At 40.0% G+C, this 13,503-nt stretch carries 8 protein-coding genes; 6 read left to right on the forward strand and 2 right to left on the reverse strand.

Going from position 1 to position 13,503, the window contains the following annotated elements; all coding sequences use genetic code 11:
• From Q0093_RS03445 to Q0093_RS03470, 6 genes are all read left to right on the forward strand, one after another.
• Entirely contained in the window at window positions 1–1,890 is a 1,890-nt protein-coding gene (locus Q0093_RS03445) for a RagB/SusD family nutrient uptake outer membrane protein (RefSeq protein WP_297928451.1), read from the forward strand.
• Window positions 1,891–1,975: 85 nt separating this feature from the next.
• Complete coding sequence (locus Q0093_RS03450; protein ID WP_297928452.1) at window positions 1,976–2,713, forward strand: DUF3823 domain-containing protein; 738 nt, start codon at window positions 1,976–1,978, stop codon at window positions 2,711–2,713.
• Window positions 2,714–2,741: 28 nt separating this feature from the next.
• The gene (locus Q0093_RS03455) at window positions 2,742–5,303 is read left to right on the forward strand and encodes a glycoside hydrolase family 3 protein (protein ID WP_297928453.1); all 2,562 of its coding nucleotides are present in this window, start codon (window positions 2,742–2,744) and stop codon (window positions 5,301–5,303) included.
• Window positions 5,304–5,315: 12 nt separating this feature from the next.
• Entirely contained in the window at window positions 5,316–8,093 is a 2,778-nt protein-coding gene (locus Q0093_RS03460; RefSeq protein WP_297928454.1) for an RICIN domain-containing protein, read from the forward strand.
• Between the two features lie 90 nt (window positions 8,094–8,183).
• A complete protein-coding gene (locus Q0093_RS03465) occupies window positions 8,184–9,863 on the forward strand; it encodes a T9SS type A sorting domain-containing protein (protein ID WP_297928455.1) in 1,680 nt (559 codons plus the stop codon).
• A gap of 61 nt (window positions 9,864–9,924) precedes the next feature.
• Window positions 9,925–10,968, forward strand: coding sequence for a glycoside hydrolase family 43 protein (locus Q0093_RS03470; RefSeq protein WP_297928456.1), 1,044 nt, complete (start codon window positions 9,925–9,927; stop codon window positions 10,966–10,968).
• 86 nt (window positions 10,969–11,054) lie between these two features.
• Here Q0093_RS03470 and Q0093_RS03475 read toward each other — a convergent pair whose 3' ends face one another.
• Both Q0093_RS03475 and Q0093_RS03480 read right to left on the reverse strand, forming a co-directional pair.
• Complete coding sequence (locus Q0093_RS03475; RefSeq protein ID WP_297928457.1) at window positions 11,055–12,290, reverse strand: ABC transporter permease; 1,236 nt, start codon at window positions 12,288–12,290, stop codon at window positions 11,055–11,057.
• A gap of 28 nt (window positions 12,291–12,318) precedes the next feature.
• Window positions 12,319–13,500, reverse strand: coding sequence for an ABC transporter permease (locus Q0093_RS03480; protein WP_294176580.1), 1,182 nt, complete (start codon window positions 13,498–13,500; stop codon window positions 12,319–12,321).
• Window positions 13,501–13,503 lie beyond the last annotated feature (3 nt).

The raw sequence follows: 13,503 nt of genomic DNA on the forward strand, positions 1-13,503 counted from the left end.
ATGAAAAAGATTATATACGGGGCATTGGCCATGACGCTTACTTTCGGTACGATTTCTTGTAGCGATTTTCTCGACTTGGCGCCCATCAATAAAATTACAGAAAACGATATCTTCGGTAGTGAGGCCGGAATAGAGGCTTATATGGCTACTTTATACAACCGGCTTCCGATAGAAGATTTCAATTACGGAAGTGAATCCGGATTTAATAATTGGGTCGGAGGTTGTTTTGTTCCAGCTCTGAGTTGTGATGAAGCTATTCATTGCGAGTTTCCCCATGAAATATTTGGACCAGCGACGGAAAATAATGCGTGGAATCAATGGTGGACATACGACAATGTGCGTAATGTAAATCAGTTGATTCAAGAATTAAAAGAATCTACTCTTTTTGCTCCGGAAAAGCAAGAAGAGTTATTGGGTGAAGCATACGCGATACGTGCATGGTACTATTTTGGTATGGCAAAGCGTTACGGGGGTGTTCCTATTATAGAAGTTCCTCAAGAATACGATGATTCTAATCCTTCGGCTTTATTAGTAAATCGAAGCACAGAAGAAGCAACATACGAATTTATATTGAAAGATTTGGATAATGCGATCAATATGCTTCCGCCGACCCGTTCGTCTCGGGAGAAATACAGAATCAATAAGTATGCTGCCGCTGCTTTGAAAAGTCGTGCTATGCTTTATGCGGCTTCTATTGCAAAGTACGGTTCGTATGATAAGAACGGATTGGTAGGGTTCGATGATCCTTCGAAAGCTGAAAAATACTATAAAGAAGTCATCAAGGCGGTAGATGTAGTTCGTGAGGGAGGATATTCTCTATATCGTGGAAATGCAGACAAGGCAAAAAACTATCAGGAAATGTTCTGGATCAAGGGAGATTGTCCTGAAGTGATTTTTGTAAAGAAATATGAGTATCCCGATAAAGCTCATAACTGGGATTTATGGAATCAACCTTGGGGATACCGTTATCCGGAAGGTTATGGTTCTCGCTTGTCTCCGACATTGGATTTGATAGAGGCTTTTCCTATGGCAGATGGTACGTCGGGAGAATTTGAAACCAATTCTTCAGGTTGGATTGTCGGAGATGATGGAAATATTCTTGAGTTGAAAGATCGTACAGATCTTTTCGACGGACGAGATTCGAGATTATATGCTACTGTTTTGATTCCTGGTGCTGAATGGACGAATGCGAAAGGAGATGTAAGCGGTATAATCGATGTAAAAAGAGGTATTGCAGAAATGAACGGTCAGAATGTAACGATCTTGAAAGAGGGAGGTGCTTTTACCGATCAGATTAGTTATATAGATCCGGAAACGCAGAAAGATACTTCGATATATGTAATCGGGGCACAAGGTGTGGGTGGTAATGCTGAATCGACGATTACCGGTTTGTATATTAAAAAATTCTTATACGAAGGAAATGCGACGCAAGATCCTAAACATACGAGTGGTGAGCAGGATTGGTTCGAGTTCAGGTATGCTGAAGTTGAGTTGAATTATGCCGAAGCTGCTGCAGAGTTGGCAACGATGGGTGTATCGGACTATGTAGCTAATGGGTTGACTTATTTAAATGACGTACGTGACCGCGCAGGTGTAGAAGATGCTCCGTCTCTGACAGTAGATGTAGTGCGTAATGAACGTCAAGTTGAGCTGATGTATGAGAATCATCGGTTTTGGGATCTCAAACGGTGGCGTCAGTCCGATAAGGTTATGAACAATAAGAAGATGAAGGGTCTTTATCCGTATTGGGTCGCTAATAAGAAGACTTGGATATTCAAAAAAGTCGAGGTCGGTAATGCTCATGATTTTAAACCCTATTTGTATTATATCCGTATCAATGACGATCAGATAAAACTGAATCCGGGCATAGAACAGAACCCCGGCTATTAATCGTCAATAGATAAGCAAATAATAGAAATAAGACAAGACTGTCTGGAAATTTTCAGACAGTCCTTAAAAATAAAACTGTAAATACATGAAAAAGATTAATTTGATATTTGCCATATTCCCTTTGTTGATGACATCTTGTTTTCAACTTGACAATTATGATGCTCCGGATGCGGGTATCGACGGGACATTGATTGATGTTGAAACCGGATCTCCGGTTTATACCGAACAACCGGATGGTTGCCGTATTGAATTGATGGATCTTTCTTATGAAAATCCTACACCGCTTCAATTTTGGGCTAAAGCTGACGGTACATTCCGTAATGTCGCTCTTTTCAGCGGAGATTATGATGTAACTCCGACAGAAGGACCGTTTTTCCCGGTAGAGGCTGAACGAGTTCATCTTAAGGGAGTTACTAAGCATGATTTTAAGGTAACCCCATTCCTGAAAGTAAATATAGAAGAGATTGTTTATGGAGAACCCGGTTCGGCAGAAGTTACGGTAAAATATACGATTCGTCGTTCCACTACTCCGGAAGGAATGACTATCGGTCAGAAAACTATTTCCGAATCCAGATTGCTTTGCAATATCTACCCGGTAGTTTCCTGCTATAACAGTTGTTATGTAGAAGAAAATTCTACGACAAAGGTGCTTAGCCGTTCTACAGATGCCTCGATAGAATCGATGGTGTTTAGTGATCCTGTAAAGAATCTGAAAAGCGGGCAGAAATATTATATCCGTATTGCCGCTCTGTCGAGTTGCAGTTATAATTCGACATTGAAACGGTATAACTATACACCTGTTATTGAGATTGTTGCACCTTAGTTATATCATATAATTTAAACTCGATATTATGATTTTGAATCAAAAAATAAGAACCTTGTTTTTTTCCTTTTGTCTGGCAACTTCTTCTTTGGCAGTTGCCCAGACTAAGGAGTTATATAAAGATATGAATGCCCCGCAGCATGAGCGGATTATGGATTTGCTGTCTCGTTTGACGGTAGAAGAGAAAATATCGCTGTTACGGGCTACTTCTCCGGGAATTCCTCGTTTAGGTATCGATAAATATTATCATGGAAATGAAGCGCTTCATGGGGTTGTCCGTCCCGGAAATTTTACTGTTTTCCCTCAAGCTATCGGATTGGCGAGTATGTGGAATCCTGATTTGCTTTATGAAATATCTACGGCAATCTCAGATGAAGCACGTGGACGTTGGAATGAATTAAACCGGGGGAAAGATCAGCAAGGTTTTTTCAGTGATTTACTTACTTTTTGGTCGCCGACGGTAAACATGGCGCGTGATCCTCGTTGGGGACGTACTCCTGAAACATACGGGGAAGATCCGTTTCTTTCCGGTAAGTTGGGTGTCGCTTTTGTAAAAGGACTTCAAGGCAATGATCCTCGTTATCTTAAAATTGTTTCTACACCGAAGCATTTTGCAGCCAATAATGAGGAACATAATCGTTTTGAGTGTAATCCTCAAATTTCTGAACGGGATTTGAGAGAATATTATTTACCTGCTTTTGAAACCTGTATTAAAGAGGGTAAAGCTCAATCTATCATGGCTGCCTATAATGCAATCAATGATGTACCTTGTTCCTTAAATCCTTGGTTATTGACTCAGGTTCTCCGAAAAGAGTGGGGCTTTAACGGGTATGTCGTGTCTGACTGTGGAGGACCGGGTTTTTTGGTGACACATCATAAATATGTAAAGACTCCCGAAGCGGCAGCAACATTGTCTATTAAAGCAGGACTTGATTTGGAATGCGGAGATAATGTCTATATCGAACCTTTGATGAATGCTTACAAGCAATGCATGGTAACGGATGCTGATATAGATACTGCTGCTTATCGGATATTACGTGCCCGTATGATGTTGGGTCTGTTCGATGATCCCGATAAAAATCCGTATAATGCTATATCTCCTTCTGTCGTGGGGTGTGAGAAGCATCAGCAGTTGGCATTGGAAGCAGCACGTCAGAGTCTTGTATTACTTAAAAACGAAAAAAATTTCTTGCCTTTAAATCCGAAAAAAGTAAAATCGATCGCCGTAGTCGGTATTAATGCCGGGAATTGTGAGTTTGGAGATTATAGCGGTACTCCGATGAATGCTCCGGTATCTGTACTTGAGGGAATAAAAAAACGGGTAGGAGACGATGTTAAGATTGTTTATGCACCTTGGTCTTCTTCGATTTCAGGATATGAAATGATTACGAAAGCGAATTTCCCGAATGGTTTGAAGGCGGAACATTACAGTAATAAAAATTTGGAGGGCACACCGAAGGTACGTATTGATGAAAATATCAATTTTGAACCGGCTAATCAAGCTCCAGATCCTTTCTTGCCGAAGTCTCCGTTATCGATTCGCTGGAGTGGAGATCTCGTTCCGAATGTGTCGGGAAAATATACTTTGGCTTTTGCTACTGATGATGGCTGCCGGTTATACCTTAACGGTAAAAAACTGATTGATTCTTGGCATAATCGAGGAGTACAGACCGATAGTGTTGTTGTCGAGCTGAATAAGGGAGAAAGATATAATCTGGTTGCTGAATATTTCGATGACGGAGCTGAGGCTACGGCAAAATTGTATTGGCGTGTTCCGGATGTAGGGAAAAAAGCTTTACTCGATCTTTACGGAGAAGCTGGACGGGCTATTCGCGAGTGCGATGTTACGGTTGCCGTATTGGGTATTAACAAATCTATCGAACGAGAAGGACAGGACAGATATACGATAGAATTGCCTGCTGACCAACAACTGTTTATTAAAGAAGCATATAAGGCCAATCCGAATACGGTAGTAGTGTTGGTTGCCGGAAGCTCTTTGGCGATTAACTGGATCGATGAGAATATTCCTGCTGTATTGAACGCATGGTATCCGGGAGAACAAGGCGGCACTGCTGTTGCCGAGGCTTTGTTCGGTGATTATAATCCCGGAGGACGCCTTCCTTTAACATATTACAGAAGTCTTGATGAACTTCCCGCTTTTGACGATTATGACATTCAAAAAGGCAGAACTTATATGTACTTTGAGAATAAGCCTCTGTATCCTTTCGGATATGGTTTGAGTTATACCCGTTTTGATTATAAGAATCTTAAAAGTGAAGTCTCTGATGATGCCGTGAATTTGAAATTTACGGTGAAAAATACCGGGAAATATGCTGGAGATGAAGTTGCGCAAGTGTATGTGCGTTTCCCGGAATCGGGAATAAAAGTTCCTTTGAAACAGCTTAAAGGTTTTGAACGTGTACATATAGGAAAAGGTAAGTCTGCTCAGGTATCTGTATCGATTCCTAAAAAAGAGTTGCGTCTTTGGGATGAGAAGACCGGAAAATTCTATACGCCATCTGGCAATTATATTTTCATGGTCGGGTCGTCTTCGGATGATATTCGTTTACAACAAGTAATTAACCTTTAACATAAATTATGCATGAAACGACTGTTAATGATATTGATAGTATGCTGCGGAATTTTGGGTGGAATATCCGCCCAAATTTCCGGAGTATATTTCCCGAAAATGAAATCGGTACAGACACCTGTATTTGTTTCGGTAGGAGGAGCGACAGAAAGTCCGGAAGCACTTCATATTTGCCGGATATTTCAAGGAATTATCAATCGAGATTCTGCCGAGCTATTTCTTTCTACCGGAGATAAAGAACTGGATTGGTTTAAATATTTGGATGTTAAATATAAACGTCCGGATAAAGGAGTTATAGTCACAGGTGAAAATCGGGGATTACGCACTTTGTTCAAATCGTATAAAGACCGTTTGGATAAGCTGGTAGTATGTAATTTTTCGGATAATGATTATACATTCAATATGGCATTGTTGATGGCTTGTGCCGAAGATGCTTTGCCTGTATCGGAAGAGCTTAAGGACGAACTGATTGCCGAGTTCGGATGGGACAAAGAGATTGTCGATATTCGGAATAATTGGAGTACGATAACTCAGGCTTATAATTGGGCATTGGAGGAAATTATGCCGAAGCTTAACAAACAGTTGGTTTTCAGTATTGGTTTACGGGACGACTGGCGAAGTGGAGGATGGCGTATTTATGATTATGCAGTGGCTTCTCGTTCATTCGCTTTTTGGGTAGATGATGAAACGACTACGGGGAAGAATATTATAAAAAAAATACTGAATACATCGGGTTATCCTAAAAATGCAGTGGTAATGGGATATGGCATGCATGGGGATGATCTTAATCTTACGATCAATCCCGAAGGATTCGGATTTGTGGTGAGCGATCTTTTCCCGAATGCAAGTTATTATTCTTCGTTCCCTTCCGAAACATTTGAAGGACATCAGCCGGAAGGTGTAGCTGTTGATGCGGAAACGAATAAAGTATATGTTGCATTACATTGGAGTGACGGAGATAATATTCAATTCAATCATAACGGGACATTGGATATTTGGAAGCAGTCCGAACGAGGAAAAGTTCCTGTTTCCATGACTTTGTCTCCGGCATTGACCGAAATCGCTCCGTTCATTTTGCAATATTATTATGAGAATAGAACTGATAATGATGAGTTTATTGGAGGCCCGTCAGGGGTACAGTATATACAAGAGCCTTATTATAAACCCGAAGATTTTGAATCGTGGTGTATAATGAACGGACAGTATCTGAAAGCTGCCGGTATGTTCAGTACGGCCTCTTCTCTGCGTTGGCCTGCTCAACCTTTTTATAATAACGGTTTTGTGAAAACGGGAGTTACCGGTACTTTGGCATGGACGAACGGTGCTTATAAAGATGCCTATAACTGGTGTGGAATGCCGATAGTGGGTACGGGAGGAGTTTGTAGCGATGAAGACGGTATTTATAATTATCTGAAGGGTGTTACTGCCCGAAATGATATTCCTGTATTTACCGGAGTATATATGGTTCAGGCCGGATTAGGAGGAGCTGGATATGCTGCGATAAATCGTGTTGTGGAACGTTTACAAAGCGAGTTTCCGGAGAAGTATGTATTTCTGAAAGCCAGCGATCTATTGGCTACGGCAAAAAAATATTTTACGGAACGGCAGAAACCTTATAAGGATCTTTTTATTCCGGGTCGTATAGAGGCTGAAGATTTCGATTTAGGAGGTCAAGGTGCTGGTTTTTATGATATGGAGACTTCTAATGAAGGCGGTGCATACCGAAATGAAGAAGGCGATTATGTCGGCGTGGGGGTCGGCGGATCGGGATATCATGTCGGCTGGACTACTACCGGAGAATGGTTGAATTATACAGTAAATGTCGAAAAAACATCTACGTATAGAATGACTGTCCGTTATTCTACACCTTCCGGACAAGATAAAGGGATTTGTGTCATGTTGGATGATGAAGTGCTTTCTTCGATGGAATTGAAGTCTACATCCGGAGTCGATGATTATACCGATTATATGGTAAGGGTAACGATACCGGAGGGAATCCATAATTTGAGAGTGCAGATAACTAATGGCGGAATGAATCTCGATTATTACGATTTCGAAGAAGATGCGGAAGATATTCCTGCAATCGAAGAGAGTAAAGGTTACAAGATCATAGCGGTGCATAGTGGTAAGGTATTAGCTTTAAAAACGAATAATACGACAAACGGAACGAAGATTATTCAGAAAGAATATACCGGAGACGATACGGAAATATGGAAATTAAATGTTGCCGGCGATGCTTGCTACAGTTTGCAAAATGTCGCTTCCGGTTTGAATATCGTTTTGAGAGGAACTAATACGATCGGGCAATTTCCTTTTGATTGCACTGTGAATAACGGGAAATGGAATTTGTATTATCAAGGAGACGATTGTTTCACTATCGTGCAAAAAGGTGCATTAAAGTATCTCGAAATTTCGGATGGTTCGATGGATGAAGGTGCGGAGTTGTCGTTAGGAGAACTGACAGGTGAAGATAATCAGAAATTCCGGATAGAAGAAGTTGCAGATTATACAGGTATAGATATGTCTATCGCTTCTGAAAATTCTGTCGGTGTTGTTTATCCGAATCCGTTTGTCGATGAAATGTATATTCCGGTTTCGATAAAGCAGCCTCAGAATATAGAGATTTCTTTATTCGATCTTGCAGGACGTTGCGTATATAGAAATACAATATTCGTAACTGACGGGAGTCGAGAATTGGTTGTTTCCGGAAATAAGTTGCCTTCAGGAATATATGTTTGGAGATTGAACGGAGAATCTGTTCATTCATACGGTCGTGTAATAAAGAAATAGTGAGAGTTCGGAAACCGGTTTTAAACAGTCGGTTTCCGAAAATCAAAAAACAGCTAATTATTATATACATTAACTTTTAAATTGTATGTTATGAAAACGAGAACAATTACTTTTTTAGGGCTTTTTGCCGGTTTGTTTACAACGGCTTCAGCTCAGGACCTTGTCATTAAGATGACGGAGGAAAGCGGTGTGGAAATTGTGAATGATGCCCGCTTCGATATTGTAAACAAGTGTTTGGGAAATACGAAACCCGGAACGACAATCTGTTTAGGAGAAATCGATTTTGGTACTGGGACGACTTATGTTGCTAACGGTGCAGAGTTCGCGCATGAAAATAAGGCAACTGAAGGTACGTTGGATTTTTATATGGGAGATCCGGATAACGGAGGTTTGCTATTTACACAAGTCGATGTAAAAGGTACAGGTGCTTTTCAGTATTATCGTACTTACCGTTATAATTTTTATCCTGAGGGTACTGAGGGTTTTACCTGGCCTACCGGAAAGCATCAGGTATATATGCGTTATAATAATTGCGAAGGAAATCTGAAAAAAGTTATATTCTATAATAAAGAATTAGGTCTTGAAGAACAAGGGGAAGTGCCTGATCCGACGTATAACTATTTTTCGATTCCGGCAAGCGCGGGTTCTGTTGTAAATCCTGAGGAATGTCCCGATGCTAAATTGAATGACGGTGTCTGGGGAAATACAGGAGAAGGGTTGATCGTTAAATTCTCGTCTATAGATTTTAAAGATGGGAATACGTATCAGCAAATAGCTGTAGTTTCTACTCATGGAGGATCTACTAATCCGGATGGTTTCCTTGAAATTTATATTGATGGTACGGACAGCGAAGATAACATGATTGCTAAGATTTGGACGGCTCGTGACTGGTATTGGGCTATTTATGGAACATTAGCAAAAAATTTGGAGAAGAATATCAGCGGTGTACATGATCTTTATGTAAAATGGACTGGTGCTACAAACTTGAAAGAAATTCAGTTGATCGAAGGAACTCCTTGGGAAATAGAAGACGATGAGCCTGAAAAAATAGAGTTGATAGACGAACCTCTTACGGATAACGCTTATGGCATGCATTTCGATGCAATGGGTGGTATTGAAAATGTTGTAGATTTTATGGCGAAAGGATCAGATGATTTGAAATTTGAGGCTTCTAATATCGGTTATACTTCCTATGGTGTGGTTTTGAAATTTGTTGATGTAGATTTTCAAGATGGTCAATTTACGCGTATTTTGGTAGATCATTCTTCAGATCAGGCGTCTTTAGGAAGCAGTACGTTCGATTTCTATATTGATTTGAATCATGAGGATTACAGTGATCTTTCGGTATTGGAAAATGATATAAAATTAGCGACAGTACAGGCTCAAGGTACAAGTAACTGGGCTACTCCGAAAAAAACGGCTGGAGTTATGACATCTAAAGTAGAAGGTGTACATGATTTGTATATGGTATTTAGAACCGATGCCGGTGCGAATATCCATGGTGTATATTTGGATACCGACTATGACCCATCTTCTATCTCTACGGCAACAATTGAAGGTGTGAAAGTTTGGGGTGCAGCAAATGCTATTTGCATCGAGTCTGCTACAGAATCACTGACTGTTGATGTATATAACTTTGCAGGACAGAATATTTCTCAAACTAAGGTGGATGCCGGATTGAGTACTTTGTCTATGGCAAAAGGTATTTATTTGGTAAAAGTTGCTGATGCGAAGGGTAATGTTGCTACTTATAAATTGTCTGTAAAATAAAAATGTATTTAATTACAAAGAACGCCCGTTAAGGGCGTTTTTTGTTTTATCGGGTTAAATTATGGTTACAAAAAAAATTTTCTTTTTATTCCTGTTTTGTTGTGTATCGGTATTGGCATTTCCTCAAAAAAAGAAAAAAACGAGTGGGAATCCTATTTTGCCCGGATGGTATGCCGACCCTGAAGCTATTGTGTATGGAGATGAGTACTGGATATATCCTACATTGTCCGGACTGGTAACTGCTGACGGAAAAGATCCGGATACCGGCAAGAAAACTCGGGCTGTACACCAGATTTACAATGTGCAGACATATATGGATGCATTTTCGTCTAAAGATCTTGTTCACTGGACTAAACATCCGAAAGTCCTTTCGATTGAAAATATAAAATGGCTTGAGTTTGCTTTATGGGCTCCTTCGGTAATTTCGGCAAACGGAAAATATTATCTCTTTTTCGGAGCTAACGATATTCAGAATAATGATCAATATGGTGGTATCGGAGTTGCAGTTGCCGATCGTCCGGAAGGGCCTTTCAAAGATGCTTTAGGAAAGCCTTTAATCGATAAAATCGTAAATGGCGCTCAACCTATCGATCAATTCGTATTCCGTGACGATGATGGTTCTTATTATATGTATTACGGCGGCTGGCATCATTGCAATATGGTAAAGTTGAGTGATGATTTGTTGAGTATTGTTCCATTCGATGACGGTACTTTATATAAATCGGTTACTCCTGAAAATTATGTAGAAGGACCTTTTATGTTGAAGCGAAACGGCAAATATTATTTTATGTGGTCTGAAGGTAGCTGGGGTGGCTCTGATTATAGCGTTGCTTATGCTATTTCCGATTCTCCTTTTGGTCCTTTTAAACGTATCGGTAAAATATTGCAACAGGATGATAATGTAGCAACCGGCGCTGGACATCATTCGGTAATTCAAATTCCCGGTAAGGACGAATGGTATATTGTTTATCATCGCAGACCTTTAGGTGATACCAATCAGAATCATAGAGAAACCTGTATCGACCGAATGTATTTTGATGAGGACGGATATATTCTTCCTGTAAAAATAACGTTTGAGGGCGTTAAGCCTCGTCGTATCAAATAGACTGTTCTGATATATTAAAAATGCCCCTCGATATTAGGGGCATTTTTAATAAGGTTTGTAATGTCTTTGATTTATTTCGGATTTAATTATACTTGATAGTTTTCTTCAATCTTTCCTCCGAAACCTCTTCTTTTATCTTTCCATATTTGATATCTGTATGCCAGACATGCGGTTATAAAATAGATTCCGGTAAGTATCCATAGGTTGATGAATGCATCATGTACGTCACTGATATTAGCTCCTGTAGTATTCATGCGGACGAAACCTTCGATTCCCCATGTTGAAGGTATGATAGCTCCTATTATTTTCCAGATTTCGGGCATTGCATAACGTGGCCATGTAATACCTGAAATAAAGAGAAACAGCAATGAAGTAAAAACAAACAGTAGGAATGACGTTTCCCGTTCTCTTACAAATACAGAGAGTGTCATTCCGAAAAATATGGACGATAATAAAAACGGTGCGATGAATGCATATATTTCCCATTGGTTTCCTATCTGAGGATATTTGAATAGCCAAGGTACTACGTGTAATATATACATTGTGGAGACGATGTAAAGGCTGTAATAACATATCGCTTTCCCGAAAACGATATGCATGATATTGTTATGCATCATTTCCCGGTTGGAATAATATCTATGCAATTTCTTGTGTTCGTATATTCCTCCTGCTAAAAGTCCGATTCCCAAAATAAGACTTTGTTGCAAAACCAATATCAAGACTGCCGGAATAAGAAACGATGCAAAACCGCTTTCGGGGTTATAGAGAGTTATAGAACTGTATGGAATAGGAGACATCGCCATTTTAGCCTGCTCGGGGGTCGCACCGCCTAATGCGGCGACTTGTAATTTTGATCCTAAGTCCATCGTCACTTCTGTCAAAGCAATCAGAAATCCTTTGTAGTTAAGTAATATACTCATATCTGAGTAAAAAATAACCGGACTTTGCTCTCCTCGCATAAGATTTTTACTGAAATCTTCTGGAATAAGCATAATGCCGTAACAGTTCTTTTCATACATCATTTTTTTTGCTTCGTCCATATTAGCGCAATAAGATACGATCTTTGCATTCGGACTTGCATCCATGTTTCGACATAATTCACGACTTAACGGAGTGCGGGCGTTATCTACTACGACCATCGGAACATCCCGTACGACTTCAGGATTATAAATAAGAGCATATAATATCGGATATGCAAATGGCAGGGCAAAGAAAAAAATCAATGCTCCGAAATCTCGGAATACCGTCACATATTCTTTTCTCCAGATATAGCAGATATCCAGCATTCCGGTTTTTATTGATTCGAATATTTGTAGTTTCATCTTAATATTTTTTTATCCTGCTATATTGCTAAGGAACATATACTTGATTTTGTAAAGCTGTTTTGAGTCGTTTCAGTAACGGTAAAGAAGCTATGGCAAAAAGGAACAAATACAGATATTGCATTCGGCTGTAATATAACGGTATGCCGTTCAATGCTTGATCTGCGTATATCAGGAAATAATGTCGTAGCGGGAATATATTCGACAATAACTGAAATGGCGGATACATGGCGGGCACGGGAAATGAAAATCCGGTAATCGAAATAGAAATGATTCCGAATAATGCGGCTATACTCAACCCTATTCTTAACGACGGTGCTATACTCATCATGATAACACCGAAGCTTTGGCTTGCAAGAACCAATAAGAACATTGCCGCCAGCATCGGCCAGATTCCGTTGTGTAATGGGAAATGCCAATATCCGTAAAGCATAGATTGCAGTAGTGCACCCATGATAAAAAACAGAACGGTTTGCGGAAGTAATTTCCCGGTAATAGCCAATACGACCGAATTGTGTGACCGAGCTAACCATTCTCTGGATGTTCCGTGTTTGATTTCCGTTCCGATGCTGAATACGGTTGTCAATAATATCATTATTTGCAGCATTCCCGGAATAAACGTATTATTCAAATAGACAGAATAACTTATCCAAGGGTTTCCTAATTCATGTACTGCCGTAGGTACAGGTTGTAATTGGGGCATAATTTCGTATCCATATTCTCCGTGTGCGAGTAAGGTTTGTTGTACGATTGCTCCGGAAGCAAGTACCGACATCGTTTTGAAATTCTTATATAATAGAGACGCAGGTATGTAGTATGCGTTATTGGTGTAAAACGATATTTCTGGTCTGCGACCGGCCATAGCTTTTGCTTCGAAATTTTCAGGTATCACTAAAAACCCGTATATTTCTCCTTTTTGTAACGATTTTCGAGCTTCTGTAAAACTGTTGGGCTGCTCTGTAACTTGTGTCAGGCTCATTGCGTCAAGTTGCCGGATAAAGTTTCTCGATGCTGCAGAATGGTCGAGATCGACGACGGCAGTGGGAATCTCTTCCGGTAATCCTTCATTCATAAGAGTTAACAGAAAAAGATAGCTGATGAGAGGAGCTATTATTATACAGAAAATGTATATCGGTCTGGAAACCAGCCGGTGCAATTCTCTTACGATGACCGCCCAAAGAATTTTTGTAACCGATTTTTTTTCTGGCATGTA

It is taken from the genome of uncultured Coprobacter sp. (assembly GCF_947855755.1).
Taxonomy (GTDB): domain Bacteria; phylum Bacteroidota; class Bacteroidia; order Bacteroidales; family Coprobacteraceae; genus Coprobacter.

What these genes read in the sequence shown, in the direction of transcription:
- Q0093_RS03445 (WP_297928451.1), top strand. Translation starts at nt 1, where the DNA reads ATGAAAAAGATTATATACGGGGCATTGGCCATGACGCTTACTTTCGGT.
- Q0093_RS03450 (WP_297928452.1), top strand. Translation starts at nt 1,976, where the DNA reads ATGAAAAAGATTAATTTGATATTTGCCATATTCCCTTTGTTGATGACA.
- Q0093_RS03455 (WP_297928453.1), top strand. Translation starts at nt 2,742, where the DNA reads ATGATTTTGAATCAAAAAATAAGAACCTTGTTTTTTTCCTTTTGTCTG.
- Q0093_RS03460 (WP_297928454.1), top strand. Translation starts at nt 5,316, where the DNA reads ATGAAACGACTGTTAATGATATTGATAGTATGCTGCGGAATTTTGGGT.
- Q0093_RS03465 (WP_297928455.1), top strand. Translation starts at nt 8,184, where the DNA reads ATGAAAACGAGAACAATTACTTTTTTAGGGCTTTTTGCCGGTTTGTTT.
- Q0093_RS03470 (WP_297928456.1), top strand. Translation starts at nt 9,925, where the DNA reads ATGGTTACAAAAAAAATTTTCTTTTTATTCCTGTTTTGTTGTGTATCG.
- Q0093_RS03475 (WP_297928457.1), bottom strand. Translation starts at nt 12,290, where the DNA reads ATGAAACTACAAATATTCGAATCAATAAAAACCGGAATGCTGGATATC.
- Q0093_RS03480 (WP_294176580.1), bottom strand. Translation starts at nt 13,500, where the DNA reads ATGCCAGAAAAAAAATCGGTTACAAAAATTCTTTGGGCGGTCATCGTA.